Source organism: Chitinophaga sp. 9-1-y (assembly GCF_059511905.2).
Genome location: NZ_CM197955.1, coordinates 3,009,873 through 3,028,160, shown reverse-complemented (window position 1 = coordinate 3,028,160; position 18,288 = coordinate 3,009,873). Strand labels below are relative to the sequence as shown.

At 43.6% G+C, this 18,288-nt stretch carries 13 protein-coding genes; 5 read left to right on the top strand and 8 right to left on the bottom strand.

Annotated elements, in window-relative coordinates; all coding sequences use genetic code 11:
* Positions 1-76 precede the first annotated feature (76 nt).
* Positions 77-1,285 (top strand): glycosyltransferase, encoded by a 1,209-nt coding sequence (locus AC5ZC7_RS11905; RefSeq protein ID WP_496159066.1) that lies wholly within the window; start codon positions 77-79, stop codon positions 1,283-1,285.
* Positions 1,282-1,896, top strand: a complete 615-nt coding sequence (locus AC5ZC7_RS11900; protein ID WP_496159067.1) for a DapH/DapD/GlmU-related protein — start codon at positions 1,282-1,284, stop codon at positions 1,894-1,896. The genes AC5ZC7_RS11905 and AC5ZC7_RS11900 overlap by 4 nt, the downstream gene beginning before the upstream one ends.
* On the opposite strand, the gene AC5ZC7_RS11895 is transcribed toward AC5ZC7_RS11900, so the two are convergent.
* On the bottom strand, positions 1,893-6,233 hold the full coding sequence (locus AC5ZC7_RS11895) for a PKD domain-containing protein (RefSeq protein ID WP_496159068.1): 4,341 nt from the start codon (positions 6,231-6,233) through the stop codon (positions 1,893-1,895). The two genes, AC5ZC7_RS11900 and AC5ZC7_RS11895, sit on opposite strands and share 4 nt — an antisense overlap.
* Positions 6,234-6,705: 472 nt before the next feature.
* Here AC5ZC7_RS11895 and AC5ZC7_RS11890 point away from each other — a divergent pair, with 472 nt between their 5' ends.
* Positions 6,706-8,046 (top strand): oligosaccharide flippase family protein, encoded by a 1,341-nt coding sequence (locus AC5ZC7_RS11890; RefSeq protein ID WP_496159069.1) that lies wholly within the window; start codon positions 6,706-6,708, stop codon positions 8,044-8,046.
* 10 nt (positions 8,047-8,056) lie between these two features.
* A complete protein-coding gene (locus tag AC5ZC7_RS11885; RefSeq protein WP_496159070.1) occupies positions 8,057-8,905 on the top strand; it encodes a beta-1,6-N-acetylglucosaminyltransferase in 849 nt (282 codons plus the stop codon).
* Positions 8,906-8,959: 54 nt separating this feature from the next.
* On the opposite strand, the gene AC5ZC7_RS11880 is transcribed toward AC5ZC7_RS11885, so the two are convergent.
* The 7 genes from AC5ZC7_RS11880 to AC5ZC7_RS11850 are packed head-to-tail and all read right to left on the bottom strand — an operon-like array spanning position 8,960 to position 16,470.
* Complete coding sequence (locus tag AC5ZC7_RS11880) at positions 8,960-9,724, bottom strand: methyltransferase domain-containing protein (RefSeq protein WP_496159071.1); 765 nt, start codon at positions 9,722-9,724, stop codon at positions 8,960-8,962.
* Positions 9,725-9,745: 21 nt separating this feature from the next.
* Complete coding sequence (locus tag AC5ZC7_RS11875; RefSeq protein WP_496159072.1) at positions 9,746-10,873, bottom strand: glycosyltransferase; 1,128 nt, start codon at positions 10,871-10,873, stop codon at positions 9,746-9,748.
* A 1-nt stretch (position 10,874) separates the two neighbouring features.
* On the bottom strand, positions 10,875-12,776 hold the full coding sequence (gene asnB, locus AC5ZC7_RS11870) for an asparagine synthase (glutamine-hydrolyzing) (protein ID WP_496159073.1): 1,902 nt from the start codon (positions 12,774-12,776) through the stop codon (positions 10,875-10,877).
* Positions 12,764-13,687, bottom strand: a complete 924-nt coding sequence (locus tag AC5ZC7_RS11865; protein WP_496159074.1) for a glycosyltransferase — start codon at positions 13,685-13,687, stop codon at positions 12,764-12,766. Before AC5ZC7_RS11865 ends, asnB begins: the two co-directional genes overlap by 13 nt.
* On the bottom strand, positions 13,671-14,885 hold the full coding sequence (locus AC5ZC7_RS11860; RefSeq protein ID WP_496159075.1) for a glycosyltransferase: 1,215 nt from the start codon (positions 14,883-14,885) through the stop codon (positions 13,671-13,673). Before AC5ZC7_RS11860 ends, AC5ZC7_RS11865 begins: the two co-directional genes overlap by 17 nt.
* Positions 14,885-16,030 (bottom strand): sugar transferase, encoded by a 1,146-nt coding sequence (locus tag AC5ZC7_RS11855; protein ID WP_496159076.1) that lies wholly within the window; start codon positions 16,028-16,030, stop codon positions 14,885-14,887. The genes AC5ZC7_RS11860 and AC5ZC7_RS11855 overlap by 1 nt, the downstream gene beginning before the upstream one ends.
* 47 nt (positions 16,031-16,077) lie before the next feature.
* Positions 16,078-16,470 (bottom strand): response regulator, encoded by a 393-nt coding sequence (locus AC5ZC7_RS11850; RefSeq protein WP_496159077.1) that lies wholly within the window; start codon positions 16,468-16,470, stop codon positions 16,078-16,080.
* Between the two features lie 422 nt (positions 16,471-16,892).
* Here AC5ZC7_RS11850 and AC5ZC7_RS11845 point away from each other — a divergent pair, with 422 nt between their 5' ends.
* On the top strand, positions 16,893-18,077 hold the full coding sequence (locus tag AC5ZC7_RS11845; protein ID WP_496159078.1) for a glycosyltransferase: 1,185 nt from the start codon (positions 16,893-16,895) through the stop codon (positions 18,075-18,077).
* Positions 18,078-18,288 lie beyond the last annotated feature (211 nt).

The window sequence follows — 18,288 nt, the reverse complement described above, 5'->3', positions numbered from 1 at the left end:
TTAACCATCCCCAGGGTAAACCTATTACCGTATATTATCATTTATCAAACCGATACACTTTTAGACTTTTACTACTGTGCCATTAATCCAAGACAGAGATATCGTTATTATAGGGCTTCAACAATGGTATACCGCCATCGGGAGCAATTGTAAAAACATTGCCCAGGAGTTTGCACGGCATAACCGGGTGTTATATATCAACGCACCATTGGACCGTCGTACTGTTTTAAACGGGAAAGACGATCCGAATGTACAATATCATCTCAACACCAAGGATAAAAAGGTGCCTGCCATTGTACCCATTAGCCACAATTTGTGGAACTTCTACCCGTCTGTTGTGTTGGAATCCATTAACTGGGTGCCTTTTACGCCCGTCTTTTCCTGGTTTAACAAAAGAAATAACCGGAAGTTCGCCGACAGTATACAGGAAGCTATAACTGCCATGAATTTCAAAGACATCATCCTCTTCAACGATAATGATATTTTCCGGGGGTTCTATTTAAAAGAGTTCCTTCAACCCGACAAATACGTTTACTATAGCAGGGATTACCTGCTGGGAGTACCTTATTGGCAAAAACATGGGCAGGAGCTGGAACCACGGCATATTGCCAAAGCAGATGTAGCCGTTGCCAATTCACTGTACCTCGCTGAAATGCTGGAACAGTATAACCCGTCCAGTTATTATGTTGGTCAGGGTTGTGATTTGCAACTTTTTGATGCGAACATACAACATCCGGTTCCCCAGGATGTTCCGGTTGGAAAGGGACCTGTTATTGGCTATGTAGGCGCTCTCAAATCATTGCGGCTGGATATTAATATCCTGCTTACAATAGCCAGGGAACGTCCTCAGTGGCAACTGGTACTGGTAGGACCGGAAGATGAAGACTTCCGGCAATCTGCTTTACACGGGCTTCCCAATGTTCATTTCACCGGGAAAAAAGATATTCCTGTTCTGCCGGCATATGTACAATCTTTCGATGTATGCATCAATCCACAGGTGTTGAATACGGTAACGGTTGGCAATTATCCTTTAAAAATTGATGAATACCTGGCTATGGGTAAACCTGTAGTGGCAACAGCTACCAAAACCATGGAGTTATTTAAGGAGTATGTATATCTGGCTGCCACACCGGCTGATTATGTTCCCTTAATAGAAAAGGCAATAGCAGACAATACTACTTCACTGGCTACAGCACGCATACAGTTTGCAGGGACACATACCTGGGAAAATTCAGTGGCGGCCATTTATCGGGCTATCTTAAACAACAGTGAGCATTCCTTATGAGTATCACCAATAACATAAAGCAACATCCCGGCCTGAAGAAACTGGCTTTATACCTGTTGATGCCTAAAAATCAGGCGCGTCCCCGTAAATGGGTACAGTGGTTTGTGAATCCGTTCAAACACAAAAAAGGAAAGGGCTCGCTCATCAGGAGACGTACCAGGATGGATGTGCTGCCTTTTAATACGTTTACACTTGGCAGTTATTCCACCATAGAAGATTTTGCGACTGTCAACAATGGTATGGGAGCAGTTATTATTGGCGATCATACCAGGATTGGTATCGGCAATGTATTAATTGGACCTGTGCGTATAGGCAATAATGTTATACTGGCGCAACATATTGTGTTATCGGGCCTCAACCACGGTTATACTGATCCGGATGTTCCCATTGCATTACAGCCCTGTTCAGTTGGAGAAATTGTTGTGGAAGACGATTGCTGGATCGGCGCCAACAGTGTTATCACCGCCGGCGTAACCATAGGACGTCACTCCGTGGTGGCCGGGGGCAGTGTAGTAACTAAAAACGTACCTCCTTATACTGTAGTGGCGGGCAATCCTGCCCGCCCTATCCGTCAATATCAACCGGCCACCCGTACCTGGGAAAAGGTTTAATTGGCCACTTTAACAAAACGTCCCTTCCAACGGAAGCTGCTGTCATCACCTCTCACATCCATTAAATAGTACCCGGTAGGTATGCTACCGATGTTAATATCCGTTTGAAATGAATCGGGGATATCATACCTGATAGTTTGGTGAAGTCTTCCTTTCACATCGAATATACGCACCTGCAAAGGTGCTTTACCAGTGCGTATCACATGCAGGCGTATGGTGCTTACGGCAGGATTAGGAAATATACGGGCAGAATCTTCCAGATGTGTATCCGGGCCTGCGGCTATTACTGTTACGTGAAAGAATACCGAAGCAGTAGCCTGCATATTGTCAGTTACCGTCAACTGGAATTTATAATCTCCAACTTTCAGGCCTTTGATCAGTGTTTGTGCCAGGTCGGGATTTAAAATTTCTGCAGTGGAGGGGCCTGACACCTGTGTCCATGCATAACCTTTGATACTGCCATCCGGGTCATAAGAAGAACTTCCGTCCGCAAAAACAGATTCCGTTGGCAACTGCACGACCCTGTCACCCGCAGTAGTTGCTACTGGCGGTTTGTTTTCCGGCAATGCTGCCAATACCACTACCGTTACGGTAGCTGTTGCTGTGGCCTGTTTATCATCGGTTACCGTCAACTGATAAGTATAGGTACCTGCTGCCAGGTTTGTAACATTTGTTTTTGCCTGTCCGGGTGTAGATAAGTCGCCGCCAGCAGGCCCTCCTGTTTTTTTCCAGGACCAGGTCGTAATTTGACCGTCTGCATCTGTGGAGCCACTTCCATCCAAAGCTGCGGTGTTTACTGGCAACCGAACCTGGATATTATTACCCGCATTTGCTACCGGCGGTTTATTCGCAGCTGCCAATACCGTTACATTTACGGTGGCGCTATTGCCGGCGCCTGCATTATCGGTAACTGTCAGCTGGAAAGTATAGGTCCCTTCCTGCAGATTACTCACATTCGTTTTTGCAGCATCTGAAACAGATAAATCTCCTCCGGCAGGCCCTCCCGTTTTTTTCCAGGACCAGGTAGTAATTTGTCCGTCTGCATCTGTAGAACCGCTTCCATCCAAAGCTGCGGTGTTTACCGGCAATTGGATCTGGACGCTGTTACCCGCATTCGCTACCGGCGGTTTATTCGCAGCCGCCAATACGGTTACATTTACAGTGGCACTACTGCTGGCGCCTGCATTGTCGGTAACTGTCAACTGGAAAGTATAGGTACCTTCCTGCAGATTACTCACATTCGTTTTTGCAGCGTCTGAAACAGATAAATCTCCTCCGGCAGGACCAGTTGTTTTTTTCCATAGCCAGGAAATAATTTGACCGTCGGGATCTGTAGAACCGCTTCCATCCAAAGCTGCGGCGTTTACCGGCAACTGAATCTGGATGCTATTACCCGCATTCGCTACCGGCGGTTTGTTTTGCGCGACAGCTGGCAACACTGTTACATTTACAGTGGCGCTGCTGCTGGCACCTGCATTATCGGTAACGGTCAATTGAAAAGTATAAGTACCTTCCTGCAGGTTATTGACATTCGTTTTAGCCACATCTGAAGCAGAAAAATCTCCTCCCGTAGGGCCCGCCGTTTTTTTCCATAACCAGGAAGTAATTTGTCCATCTGCATCGGTTGAGCCACTTCCATCCAAAGCAGCCGTATTTACCGGTAACTGGATCTGGATATTATTACCCGCATTCGCCACTGGTGGTTTGTTGGCAGCTGCCAATACCGTAATATTCACACTGGCGCTATTGCTGGCACCTGCGTTATCGGTAACTGTCAGTTGAAAGGTATAGGTACCTTCCTGCAGGTTACTCACATTCGTTTTAGCGGCACCTGCGGCAGACAAATCTCCGCCCGCCGGACCAGCTGTTTTTTTCCACAGCCAGGTAGTAATTTGTCCATCTGCATCTGACGAACCACTTCCATCCAACGCAGCGGTATTAACCGGCAACTGCACCTGGACATTATTACCGGCATTAGCCACCGGTGGTTTGTTGGCAGCGGGTTTAACAATGACACTCACCCTCGCAGATCCCGTTAATCCTTTACTATCCTTCACGGTGAGTTCATATATATAGGTCCCTTCTGTTAGACCAGACAAACCAGGTTTGGCAGTAGTGCCGTTGGTAAGGGTACCGTTTACAGGGCCACTTATTTTTTTCCAGGCATAGCTTTGGATGGTACTACCATTTGCCGCCGTGGAAGCCGAGCCATCAAGCGTCACGTTGTTGACGGGCAGGGTAATGGTAATGTTACTTCCGGCATTTGCCTGCGGCGGAGAAGTAGTGCCCGACTTTAATTCAAAAGCACCCACATCATATTTTCCCTGCTGGGGGCGGGTGGTGCCATCATAATCTGCATTCAAATTAAAGTCACTCATATCCCGACCGGCGTCTACTGCTGTGGATGCTGGCAACAGGTGGTAATTTTTGCTGGTACTATCCACGAAGTTGGCAGCAGCCTGATTGGGGTAGCAGAGATTATTGGCGTACAGGAGTTTAATTGGCTGATCGCCTTTTATATACATCCCTTTCGTTGGATAGTCATAAGCAGTCCCCTGCTCCACCATCAGGTTATTGTATACCTGGTGGCCAATGGGCGTTTGGTATGCAAAAATCTTGATGGCATTGGATCCGTTATCGGTATTAACAATGGTGTTATTATAGATAATAGCGGCGGGCGGTGGGAAAAGATCCGGAGTGGTGTTTGCCGGGATTTTATCTGATACATTGATTCCTTCAAAGTGAATATTCGAAATTACGTTATTGTAGATTTCACTAACACCGGAGCCGAAGATAGTTACTCCCGGCATGTATCCTACCGAAATATTATTGTTATATACTTTCAAACTGGAGCCGGAGCCGACAAGGATGCCATAACCCTGTGCGGAATTTTGTGACATCCCGTAATTTATAATCCTGTTATTGTAAACACGATTATCTCCATTTTTTGCCATGGAAATTTGCATGGCATCACTTCCTATGTTTTCCAGGTAGTTATCATACACCTGGATATTTTCAATCCAGTGTGAACGCATGTCAGTACAAGTACCTTCTGTCCAGAAGTAGTGGGTATTCCCAATGTAAAACCCTTCCCATTGTGAATTCAGGCATTTGATGTGGTGAATTTTTACATTCTTCATTACATAGTTGCCTTCCCAGTACTGTGGCTGCGCACAGGTTTGCAGGGTTTTGGCCTGCAACATAATCCCCCCGTCATGGATATAAATGTTATGTACATCGAAATCGGAACTGCCCACGCCCAACGTAAGACCAAAGATCTGCAGGCCTGTGATATTAGTGCCATTCAGATCAAAGCCATATTCGTAATTTTTATCACCACTACCGCTAATCTCTACAAACCGGCAGGTAGGCGCATTAAAAACAGCTGCAGTCCCCTGGTTCTTAACCCCCAGTTTTACTTGTCCCCCGCAGTTTGTAATGACGATAGGCTTTTCGGCGGTACCGGTAATATTGCCCAGGTGAAGATACTCGTATTCGCCGGCGGGAATACACAAAGTGTCACCGGGTTTAGCGCCCAGTGTAGCCATTGCATTGGGATAGTACATTTCTGCACGTCCGTTGGCGGTATTCGTCATGGGTACCACAATGCGTCTGCCACTGGTTACGGGAGGCGTTACAGTTCCACCTTTGGAATATTGTAACATCCACTCGTACATATTTTTATTATCTTCTTTATAGGTGGGGTCATAAGCTTGGGTCCATGCATCGTGGCCGGAGGCATCAAAAATAGTCAGCCTGGCGAGTGGATTGGGTGCCGGTAGCGTAGCGTTAATATACTTCACCCAATTTATAGAATAGTCTGGTGGTACATTCGGATCTATTTTATTATGGAAAGCCCAGATTGGTGTGTTATTGCCGGCAATATTGGCTGCCAGTGCCGTGGTGGGAGGATAGTAACCACATACTACAGCTGAAGCGGCAAACGCCTGTGCCTCGCTTTTATTTTCGGAAAGCGCCCCCCATGCTTCTCCGCCTCCCATGCTCAAACCTGTAATATAGATGCGGTCTGCATCTATATCATATTTTGTGAGCAGGTAGTTTTTAAATTTAATCGCATCGGCAGATCCCGGCCAGGTATTGAACTGGGGGGAAATGACGATAAAAGAAAAGTCTTTGTTGTTAACAGTAAAGGTAGTGGGGAATTTGCCCTGCGCAATTACTTTTGGAAGACCATTATTCAACACTGCGGATAAGGGGGCGCCGGAACTGGCTAACTCACCTACGCCATGGAAGAAAATAATCAAAGGATATTTTTTACCGCTGCCAGGTGCGTACCCGGCTGGCAGATATTCATAGAAGCCTTTGATATTGGTCATGGAAGGATCATTAAAAGATCTGGCAGTTTGTACCTGGCCAAAACTCCGGGGAGATCCTAAAAAAAACAACAATAAAATAGCGCCTAGTCTATAGATGCCGCAGCTCGAGGGTTGCCTTAGCAATAGCAAAAGGTTGATCATAAATTATATGGCTTGCAAAGTTTTTAAAATTCTATCCTCATAGTATTTCCTTGAAAAGTATTGCTGCGGAAAATTTTCCGTTTTACAAAGAAAGCTTTTTTTTTATTCACATAATTAAAAAACATAACATATATACGCACAATAAATAAAGTATAACTATTTTACATTTATACTTATTTGTTTATTTTCAATTTATAGGTACCATTCTCCTTTCCTTTCAATAAAAAAAACTACCTTTGCATTTCAGTATTTAGATAAATACCCCCATTTTCAAGACCTCATCCTATCAAAGACCATGATTTTCATATAATACGACTGTAATTATTGTTTCATGGCTTTTAAGTTTTTATCGATTTTACGCAACCGGCATTTTCATTCTCTTCTTGGGAATGTGATCATGGCATTTTTTAATGTGCTTTCATTTGCCCTTTTAGTCAGGATGCTTTCCTTAAGTGCATTTGGAGAATGGGTGATGTTCCTGGCTACTTACAGCATCCTGGATCAGATACGCACCGCCATGCTGCAGTCCGGCATCATTAAGTTCGGCGCAGGCGTTGATGAAGCTACCAACAAACGGGTAACCGGTGCGGCCTGGTATATTTCATTGTTGCTGACATTTGCTTTTGTCATCCTCTCCTTAATCGTATATGCAGCTGCCTACCCACTGTTTAGCGCCACCTGGCATTTTTTCCTGGGCTGGCTGGGTATCATGACGTTGCTTTCTCTTCCGTTTAACTTTGCTACCTGGGTATTGCAGGCTAATCACCGGTTTGATAAAATTGTCCAGGTACGTTTCTTACAAAATGGTTCTTTTCTTGTTTTCCTGGGCGTACTCTTTTTCCTGAAACAGGTAAATCTGCATAATGTGTTATACACCTATTCCTTATCGCTGCTGGTAACAAGTATCTACTGTATGTTCTTTAAATGGACCGCATTACATACCATGGCAGCCAGAACCAGGGACCAGGTAAAAGAAATGTATCGTTATGGCAGGTTAATAGTAGGCAGCATGCTGTCTTCCTCCCTGTTAAATTATTCAGACAACCTTGTTCTCAGAACTATGCTTAGCCCAACTGCTGTTGCGATCTACAGCATCCCTCAAAAATTCATGGAAGTAATTGAAATTATTCTGCGAAGTTTTGTGGCTACTTCACAACCTACAATTTCGGGGGCTGCCAACAGAAATGACTGGTCGGGTGTGGCCCGGGCATTCAGCAAATATACCGGGGCTGTTACGCTACTGATCCTTCCGTTTGTGGTGGGATTGTTATTGTTTACCAAACCATTGATACTGATTCTTGCAGCAAAGGCCTATCTACCAGCCACTGATATTGTCAGAATATTCCTGCTGTCGGCTATTCTTTATCCTATTGACCGCTTCATTGGCGTAACACTGGATATGATTAATAAGCCACTGATTAATTTTTATAAGAACCTGTTAAAGCTGGTATTAAATGTAATACTCGATATTACACTGGTGCTGCTATTTGCGGATATACGTTCAGTCGCCATTGCCTCTTCCCTCAACCTTTTGTTTGCCGTTATTTTTGGCTACTATTTCCTTCGTCAATCTCTTCCTGAAGTAACTATAACAAGTATCTGGAAGAATGGCTGGCAGGAGTGCAAAGGCGTTTTACAAAAAATAAAAGTATTTCGTTTGCAATACAAATAATTAGCTGTACATGAAACAAGCTTTTATTATACTAAGTCATAAGAATCCACTGCAACTATGCCGCCTGCTGGAAAGATTGCAACATCCGGCAATAGATTGTTACATTCACCTGGACGCCAAATGTAACATCAACGAATGGCAGCCAGCTATGAATATACCTCAGGTATATTTTATTGAAAAAAGGGTCAATGTTACCTGGGCAGGATATGGTACCATCCAGGCAGCCCTGAACGGCATTGCTGCTATTGTGGATTCCGGTCACCAATATGATTTTGTTCATCTCATCAGTGCACAGGATTATCCGCTGGTTCAGGTAAATAAACTGCATGATTTCTTTAACGCCAACCCTGGTAAACAGTTCCTGGATATACTACCGGAGGCTGCACTTCAACGGGTCATGTCCAAAATAAGGTCTTATCATTTTGAAGACCTTCACCTGCCTGGCAAATACCGGCTGGCCGGCTGGCTGAATAAAATACTACCTCCCAGAAAACATCCCCTTGGACTGGAAGTATTTGGCGGTTCGCTCTGGTGGAGTCTCACCCAGGACTGTGCCGCCTGGTGTCTTACCTATATAAATAAGCATCCTGAACTGAAACGATTTTACAAACGAACCTGGGGCGGTGATGAGTTTATTTTCCAAACCGTTATTATGAACGGCCCTTTCAAAAATAGCGTAGAAAACAACTACCGGCGTTATATCGACTGGTCTGAAGGGCATGCACATCCCAAAACATTTGCGGATGGCGACTTTCTTAAAATTATTGAATCTGGTCAATTACTGGCACGGAAGTTTGACCTGGAAAAAACACCGGAACTGCTGGACAACATCGACAAAGCAGCCGGCTATCGGGTATAAAAAAAGTTGATTCAAATGAATCAACTTTTTTTATACCCGATAGCTTCTTTCAACTTATTTTTTTCGCCATAAGGTATTGAAACCTCCCGTAAAATTATATGGTAATAACTCCGCCACCTGGCAATCCAGTTTCTGAAGGAATTTAACTCTTTTAGTGACTAACGAAAAAGGAAACACATCTTCCACAAAATTGGTCTTGGAAAACTGTATAATTTTAAAATGACTGATATCTGCCAACTGTTGCAAATCTTTGCGGGTAAAAAATTGTACGTGATCCAGGTTATCTGCCTGCGACTGTGCCGTTGTGCCTTTAAACCCTAATCCTCGCTTTACTTTATTGATGGAACTCCATAAGGCTGGATGGTTCCGTGCCTTTAACATAGGTCTGGTTACGCACAACTCCCTGGGACCATTACCATTTGGTACAGTCACCACCAATAATCCATCATCTTTCAACGAAGCATAAATGGTATGTAATAAAAGATGTGGCTGATCAAGGTGTTCCAGCACTTCACTGCATATAACAGCATCGTAGGTTTCTCCCTGTGCAGTCAGTTCTTCTGCGCTGATGGCAGCAAATCTCACATTAGCAAGGGTATTACGTTCATTGGCTACGGCAATTGTTTTTTCGCTGATGTCAATTCCCAACACTTCATATCCAAATTGCCCAAGATGCCGGCTAATAACTCCATTACCACATCCAACATCCAACACACGGCCCCCATCAGGAATATTTTTCTTCAAACTATCTGTAATAAAATTAAGCCGCTTGATATCGGTAATGCGGTTGTATTCGTAGGTGATTGCGGTCTTTGTCATATTGAAATTGATAAAGTATTATTATTTTCCGAGTTGCAGATAAACAGCTGAAATTTTCTCAGTCATTCCTGCTACATTGAAATGTTCTGCTATCGCAGCTTTCGCATTTTGCTGCAACTGCCTCCGTAAGGCGGCATCTACCGCCAGTTTAACAATCGCCGCGGCTAATGCGGTAACATTATTTGCCGGTACCAGTAACCCATTTTCACCATCTATCACGGCCTCTTTAGTACCATCTACATCGCTGGCTATTACAGCTTTGCCCATGGCCATGGCTTCCAGTACCCCTATTGGGAATCCCTCCCATAAGGAAGGAAGGCAATATATATCGGCTGCATAAAGTACCGCCGGAACATCCTGCCGGAAGCCGGCAAATATGACCTGCTGCTCTATCTGCAACTCCTTTGCTGCATCTTCTGCGGCAGTTTTCAGCTCTCCATCTCCTATCATCAGCAATTGCAGATCAGGAGCACTTTTAAGCGCCAATGCAAATGCTTTTATCATACTTACAGGATCCTTCTGATAAGTCATACGGGCAATAAAGCAAAGCAATAGCTTATCTGCCGGGATGTTGTATTCCGCACGCAGATCAGGATATTGGCCGTCGGGATTGAATTTCCTGAGATTAACACCATTCCTGACCACAATACTGTTGAACCCATTAAAAGCTTTTATGCCGGTTTGCCGGTTAGATTCAGAAACACAAATATTCACCTGTGTTTTCCGGGTGATAAACTTTTCCGCCGCAATACGTAAACGTTTGGCGAGGGGATGTAGACCATCGTGAAATGACCAGCCATGAATTGTATACACCACCGGTAAGTTCAGGCTACGGGCCGCCCACAAAACATTGGTGTTGGCCCTTGTGCCATGTACGTGTACAATATCAATGCGTTGTTCCTGTATGAATTTCTTTACCCTTCTCCATACGCTGAGATCAAATGCTTTCTCGCTTTCAATCACAAACGCCGGCACTTCCAGCTGCGCTAATGCTGCAATCATCGGACCGTCTGTAAATGACAGCACAATGGGTTCGAAAGTGGTTTTATCCAGGGATGCTACCAGGTCTAATACATGACTCTCTCCCCCACCAATTTTCCCTTGGCGTATCGTTTCTAGTACACGTATTCTACCATTCTGATTGCTCATATTATAATTTTTCTATCCAGCGGCTGTACCACAACTGGAATACCAATATGTTCCACAATTTCTGATGGCTCACTTTACCACCGGATAAATAAGTTCCCAGCAATTGTTCGACATGAGGAACATTAAAGAGACCTGACTTTGCTAATCTTGCGCCAGACAAATAATATTGCATCTGCTCTTTCAGTTCATCCCGGAACCACTCCTGCAAAGGTGCGATGAATGGGCGTTTAGGGCGTTCCATCAGCGGCTTGGGAATATACTTATGTACAATTTCTTTCAGAATATATTTATTGATTCCATCTTTTACCTTCAGTGAAGCAGGCACCTGCGCCAGGAACTCCACCAGCCGGTGATCAAGCATAGGCTCCCGGCCTTCAATACTCACTGACATGGTTGCCCTGTCTACCTTCACCAGGTTATTATCTACCAGGAAGGTTTTATAATCCACTGCCAGCAATCGGTTCAGGGGATCATTCATGTTATCCAGTTCTCCATTCATATCAAAATTTGTCTGATAACCTGCTGCCGGAAAATTGGTATAATGATTTACTTCCTGTTCTGTTAAATACTGGCTGATGTATTTCAGCGCCTGCTGAGGTTTACCGCTGGCCCAGATCAATTTCATTTTTTCATACCTGGACGCGAAATTGTATTGCTTATTAAAATAAGGTATCACTTCTGGTGAAACCACTGACATGGCCGCACTGATAGTACGTTGCAGTGGTTTGGGAAAACTGGTCGTATACCGGAGAGATTGATTAAACTTATTATACCCGGCAAACACCTCATCCCCTCCATCCGCCGACAACACCACTTTTACCTGCTGTGCTGCAAATTTGCTGACCAGCGTAGTGGGTACCGTAGAATTATCTGCAAATGGTTCATCATATATTTCAGGCAATTGCTCTAACACTGCTTTCGCCTCAGCTGGCCCCACAATCCATTCGTGGTGTTCAGTACCCAGGTGCATGGCTATTTTCTTTGCCTCCCGCGATTCATCCCATTGTGGTTCTTTATAACCGATGGTGAAGGTTTTAATCCGGCTGGAAGTATTGGATTGCAACAGAGCAGCCACACTGGCGCTATCATAGCCCCCACTTAAAAATACACCTACTGGCACATCAGCCACCATGCGATAATTATAGGCGCTGTGCATCAATTCTTCCGTATGCCTGATCACCTCAGCTTCGCCCATACCGGTAAGCGGCTGGCGATAAGCATCCAGCACATTCCAATACTGCGACTCTTTTACACCGGCGTCTTCCAGCGTAACTTTCAAGGTGTGTCCCGGCTTCAGCTTATGTGTATTCCTGTAAATAGTGTATGGAGCTGGAATATAACTGAACTGGAGGAACAGGGATAAGCTTTTCTCGTCAATCTCTTTTTTGAAAGATGGATGCTCACAAAGTCCTTTCAACTCAGATGCAAACAACAAGGTTTGGTTATGCCAATAATAATATAAAGGCTTCACGCCAGCTCTGTCACGAAAAATCGTTACTTCCCTGGATTCACGGTCATAAATAACAAAGGCAAACATACCGATACACTTATCCAGTACTTTCTCCTGCCATTGGGCATATCCTTTTATCAGTACTTCCGTATCGGCGCCTGAATGAAAATGGTGTCCCAGTTTCTCCAGCTCCGTCCGGATTTCCTTGAAATTATATATTTCACCATTGAAAATAATGGAGTATTGCTGATAATGCATTGGCTGATGCCCGGAACTGGAAAGGTCCAGTATTGACAACCGGCGTTGCCCAAGTCCAACAGATGCACGTGCATCCTCATACACTTCATAGCCGGCATCATTGGGCCCACGGTGTGCCATCGCATCTGTCATTTTCCGCAGCATGTCTGCATCCGATTTTTGGGTAAAATCGATAAACCCTGCTATGCCGCACATATGTTATCCGGTTTACGGTGTTTAAGATTCCAAAAAATCCCTCTCCAAAAAGCTTTGAGATGAACAGACTCCTGTTTCAATAAAAACTGCGCCGTATTTTTTGGTATCGTAAGGAAAATAAAATATAGTATGAAAATCATCCGGGCAGGAAGTTTTACATTCCTGCGCATAAATAATATCCTGTTTCGGGTAATGTAGTAAGTCTTCAACGGGCTGTTCTTTCCTGTTGTCATCGACTCCTTATGATAGATCAATGATTTATACTGATAGTAGATTTTGTAGCCCTGTCGTTTAAATTGCTCACACCAGTCAAATTCTTCATAATACAGAAAATAGATTTCCGGCATGACACCTACTTTCTTCACCGCTTCTGCAGACACCATCATAGCGCCACCATGTGCATAATGCGTTTCCGAAAAAACATCATACTGCCCGGTATCCGCTTCCCGGCAACCAATCATACTATTTCTTCCGGTGAGGTTATCTACTATATTATATCCTGCATATTCAATGGTTCCCTTGTGGAAAAAATAATGAAACTTTGGACTTACCACGCCTGCATCCTTGTGTTGCCTGAATACTTCCAGCAACCCTTCTATCAGTCCTTCTGTAAACTCTGTATCATTATTCACCAGGAAAAAATATTCTCCCCTGGCTGCGTTTATACCAAGGTTATTTCCACCAGCGAAGCCCAGGTTCTTTTCACTCATCACTACTTTTGCGGCCGGGTATTCTTGGTGGATAGCTGTCTCCGGGCTTTCCGCAGAAGCGTTATCCACCACAATGACCTCCAGGTTGGGGTAAGAGATCTGCCGCAGCGACCTCATTAACTCTGTGGTGACCTTTGCATTGTTATAATTAACCGTTATAATGGATACCAGTGGATAATATGTACTACTTTCTGGCTGCATCTAATAATGGATTGTCAATACCGGTTTGGGTATGTGTAGTATGAATAAAAGTTTTATCTGCTCCTTTTAAACGGAATAGCAATAAGATCATAATGCCAACGGCCTTAGGCAAAGTAATCATCGCAGTAAACAGGTACTTCGTGAAAAACTTTCCTGGAATAGGTAATAACAGGGAGAGTATGTTCAACCCAAACAATACCACCCAGCAGGCAGGTGATATTATTAAAAACGGCTGCAACAAAAATGCAGCGGCTGTCAGTAAGGTTAAAGCAGCGAGCAATAACATCCGCGGAAGCAGTGCATTCTGACATACAGACAAGTTGAAATAATTGATATCTCCCTTGAATAATGCGGCCCATCCCTGTTTCCAGAAAGTCCGCAGGTAAACCAGCTGACTTGACATCCAGCGCTTGCGCTGATTTTCAAATACAGCCGCATGCGTTATTTTTTCATCAAACACATAGGCATCTTCCAGGTACAAAATAGTGTGTCCTTTCGACAGCACCAGTAATTGCAGCACCTTATCAAACCCACCTGTTGCCTGGATTTCCAGCAAAACTTGTTTGATAAGGGGATAATGAAAAGCCATACCGGAGCCAATAACGGAGGAAGATAATCCCAGGGCATTGGCACCTTTCCTGTATAAAAAATTGGCAATAATTTCGTTGGCCGCATCCAGGATAGCGAAAGGTGTATTGAGGTTCTTGGCTACCCTTTGTCCTTGAATAACGGAATGTCCCTGTTGCCAGGCATGATTAATTTTTAGCAGAAAATCTTCCTCCAGGATATTATCTGCATCACAGATCAATGCCAGGTCGTAATCATCTCCCAAATATTCAAATGCTGCATTCAGCGATTTAGCTTTTGTACTTTTCTCAAACTTCACGGGCACCAGGCTCACACCTGTTGCAGCCAACTCCTCCATTGTTCTCGCCTGCAGCGAATCTGCAATAACCACTACTTCAAAGCGGGTTACCGGGTACCGCAAGCGGTGATAACTTGCTACAGTGGATAAAATAATACTGTCTTCTTTATAGGCAGGAACGAGTATGGCAATTCTGGCGTAAGTATTCGTTTCTTCGTAAAGTATCTTTTTCTTCCGGCTCAAACGGCCGGCAACGGCTAACAAAAGATTATAAAATACGCATCCGGCCAGGTAAACAAACAGTATTATTTCTATACTCGAAATCGCTATCATTATACATTATCTTTTTGCACAAGTGCCAGTGGTGTATTCACAATGAGCCACATATCATATCTGAAGGACCGCTTATGCGCGTAATTAATATCCAGGTCTATCCGCTCTTTTACGGACATATCTTTTTTACCTCTTTTACTTACCTGCCACAAGCCGGTAATGCCTGCAGGTGCCAGGAATCTCTCCACCCAATCATCTGTGGTAAGGGTGGTAGCTTCGTATAAAGGTAATGGGCGGTTACCTACCAGCGACATATCTCCCTTCAATACGTTGAGTAATTGTGGTAATTCGTCCAGGCTGCTGTTCCGTAAAAAGCTTCCCAATTTGGTGACACGTGGGTCGTTGGATACTTTAATGAATACAGGTGCCGCATTATCACCGTCGTATTGATTCAGGTGTTTTATTTTATCAAGCTGCTTATCAGCATCCGGGATCATGGTCCGGAACTTATAAAATTTGAAAACCCGGTAATTACGACCCGCACGTTTAGCCGCATAAAAAATGGGGCCTTTGGATTCCAGTCTGATCAATACAGCTATCAATAACAAGAGGGGGCTTAATAGTAATAACCCGGTGCCTGCGAGCATGACGTCCAGGGAACGTTTCATGATATTACTATAAAATCTGCGGGTATATAACTTTTTGCTGATGATTCCCTTTTTGTAAACCGGGAAAGAACGCATCCGCTTAAACTTGCTTACAATGGCTACTTTATTTGCCAGCATATGCCAGGCGTTCATGGTAATTACATCATCGATGAAAGGATACCGGGTCACCAGTGATTTTAATTCCTCAAATCCTTTATCAGCATAAATGAAAAAGGGAATCGTGTTGAGGAACTGATGTGTGGAGAAGAAGGATTCCCATTCCGGGAGGGCTGATTCATACGCACTCTCAAACCGGTAAATAATAGCGGCCGGCATTTTTTTCAAAACATACTGTAACTGATACATTACCCTTCTTGCATCCTCCACATTAGATGCCATAATACATCTGAACTGATCCTTATCGGTAAGCATCTCTTTATGGGGGTGACCAACAAAAAGCAGAATACTTTCGGTGTCAGCAGTATTGATGCGGAAGCTATCTCTGCTTTCGCCCCTAATGCTTTCTACCTGCAGTACATTCGGTGTAAAGGTATTCATATGTCGCTAATTAGTAGTGTATTGGTTAATTCGATATAACAGCATTCTTACACAGCGGAAATTGTCAGTTGTTCATTCAGTATGAAACCCACCTTATTCAACAATTGCATGGGGTCAAAGGGTTTCTGTACAACTTGTCTTACGCTATTGTACTTGTTAGGCAATTCGTTCATCTTCTCTATAAAAAAGCCTGACAGTACAATTACCGGAACATCCTGGTATAAATAACTACCTGATAAATAATCCAGTAACTCCCATCCGTCTATATTTGGCATCTGAAGATCTGTAATAATAAGATCTGTCTTATTTCCTTTCAGGAGCCAGGTCATTGCAGCCAAACCGTCTGGCGCAGAAACCACGGAATATTCTTTCCCTAAAACAGCTTCCAGCAAATAACGCATTGGCATACTGTCGTCTATTATTAGTATTTTCTTTTTCATTTACCTTCTTTTCTAAACAATGTTTAAAACTGTTAATTGGGTGGTATGCGCACAGAGCATAAACTACACCTGAAGGCTTTAAATGGGATCTGGTCAAGAATTATAAGGTAATTTACCCTAGCGGTTTCTTTCAGGGGATATGAGAGAGGAAAAATGGTTTTTTCTTACTTACTGCTTTGTTATTCGAATATGCTATTCAATTAACATGGAACAAAAATATTATTTCCCTGATATCATCCATTAGTTTTTTGGTAAACGACTCAATTTGGCAGGTAAGTGTTAGAAAATCTACTGTAAACGGTCTGAAGAAATGCTAAAAAACGATCCACTGCAAAAAATGGAGACAAAAAACAGGTTGTGTATGAGCCAAATTATAATACTTTTGTGGCAAAACTACGATCCCCATAAAATTCTTTTCCGCTATGTCAATTTGGTCTGTGATATTTTGGGCAAGCCTTTTCCTGGTATGTTATAGCTATGTAGGATATGGTATACTCCTTTACCTTGTTATCCGCATAAAGCGTTTACTGCAGCGCAGTAGCGCCCGCCAGGAAAGTACGTTTGAGCCGGCCGTTACCTTCCTGGTAGCCGCTTATAATGAAGAAGATTTTATTGCAGAAAAGGTAATTAATACGCTTTCTCTGTCTTATCCGCCGGAAAAAATACAGTTCATTTTTGTCACTGACGGATCTTCCGACCGCACCAACGAGATCATTTCACAGTACCCGACTGTACAGGTATTATATGATCCACAGCGCAAAGGAAAAATGGCAGCTGTAAACCGTGCCATGAAATTGGTAAAAACACCTTTTGTAGTATTATCAGATGCCAATACTATATTAAATACGGCATCTGTTACCCTGTTAATGAAGCATTTTGAAGATGACCGTGTTGGTGTGGTGGCGGGAGAGAAAAAGGTGATGCCTACCACTGGTGCCGCCGAAGCGCAGGGAGAAGGTATGTACTGGAAGTATGAATCGCTGCTAAAAAAATGGGATGCAGAGCTTTATAGTGTAATGGGAGCCGCCGGTGAATTAATAGCCCTCCGCACCGTCTTATATGAGCAGTTACCTGAAGATACCATCCTGGATGATTTCATGCTGTCTTTCCGGATAAACATGAAAGGATATACCGTGATGTACGAGCCGGCGGCCTATGCCATGGAAACCTCTTCTGCTTCACTGGCAGATGAATATAAAAGAAAAGTGAGAATTGCGGCAGGAGGCTTTCAATCGATGGGACGTTTACTCCCCCTGCTAAATCCGTTCAGGTATCCCAAAATAACCTGGCAATATATTTCCCACCGGGTACTCCGGTGGACACTGGCTCCTCTTGGACTGTTATTCGCATTGCTAAGCAATCTTATTCTTATCCTGACAAAAGAAAATGATATCTATATTTTAACCGGCATCGCTCAACTGTGCTTTTATGCAGCTGCCCTGGCCGGTTACCTCCTTACCATCAGGAAAATAAAGGCAAAATATCTATACATCCCCTTTTATTTTGTTTTTATGAATATAGCCGTTTATATGGGGTGTATCCGGTTCTTCCGGAAAAGGCAATCTTCTGTATGGGAAAGGGCCCAGCGCAGCATAGCTGTGCAATAAAAGGGCGCGATCGCATTTCACCTGTAAAATATTTGCGTTTACCAGCTGAAAACGACCGTTTGCAAAAAAAAATTCAATCTATATAAACAGTTATTTAATTTAGCAGCTGTTCTAACTTTATATTACCAAATCGTTAATGGACAAATGAGCTGAAGTTTGGAACGTCAATCGCAGTGAATAGTTAGGATCAGCAGTAATATTCCAATACCTT

What these genes read in the sequence shown, in the direction of transcription:
- AC5ZC7_RS11900 (WP_496159067.1), top strand. Translation starts at nt 1,282, where the DNA reads ATGAGTATCACCAATAACATAAAGCAACATCCCGGCCTGAAGAAACTG.
- AC5ZC7_RS11895 (WP_496159068.1), bottom strand. Translation starts at nt 6,233, where the DNA reads ATGACCAATATCAAAGGCTTCTATGAATATCTGCCAGCCGGGTACGCA.
- AC5ZC7_RS11890 (WP_496159069.1), top strand. Translation starts at nt 6,706, where the DNA reads ATGGCTTTTAAGTTTTTATCGATTTTACGCAACCGGCATTTTCATTCT.
- AC5ZC7_RS11885 (WP_496159070.1), top strand. Translation starts at nt 8,057, where the DNA reads ATGAAACAAGCTTTTATTATACTAAGTCATAAGAATCCACTGCAACTA.
- AC5ZC7_RS11880 (WP_496159071.1), bottom strand. Translation starts at nt 9,724, where the DNA reads ATGACAAAGACCGCAATCACCTACGAATACAACCGCATTACCGATATC.
- AC5ZC7_RS11875 (WP_496159072.1), bottom strand. Translation starts at nt 10,873, where the DNA reads ATGAGCAATCAGAATGGTAGAATACGTGTACTAGAAACGATACGCCAA.
- asnB (WP_496159073.1), bottom strand. Translation starts at nt 12,776, where the DNA reads ATGTGCGGCATAGCAGGGTTTATCGATTTTACCCAAAAATCGGATGCA.
- AC5ZC7_RS11865 (WP_496159074.1), bottom strand. Translation starts at nt 13,687, where the DNA reads ATGCAGCCAGAAAGTAGTACATATTATCCACTGGTATCCATTATAACG.
- AC5ZC7_RS11860 (WP_496159075.1), bottom strand. Translation starts at nt 14,885, where the DNA reads ATGATAGCGATTTCGAGTATAGAAATAATACTGTTTGTTTACCTGGCC.
- AC5ZC7_RS11855 (WP_496159076.1), bottom strand. Translation starts at nt 16,030, where the DNA reads ATGAATACCTTTACACCGAATGTACTGCAGGTAGAAAGCATTAGGGGC.
- AC5ZC7_RS11850 (WP_496159077.1), bottom strand. Translation starts at nt 16,470, where the DNA reads ATGAAAAAGAAAATACTAATAATAGACGACAGTATGCCAATGCGTTAT.
- AC5ZC7_RS11845 (WP_496159078.1), top strand. Translation starts at nt 16,893, where the DNA reads ATGTCAATTTGGTCTGTGATATTTTGGGCAAGCCTTTTCCTGGTATGT.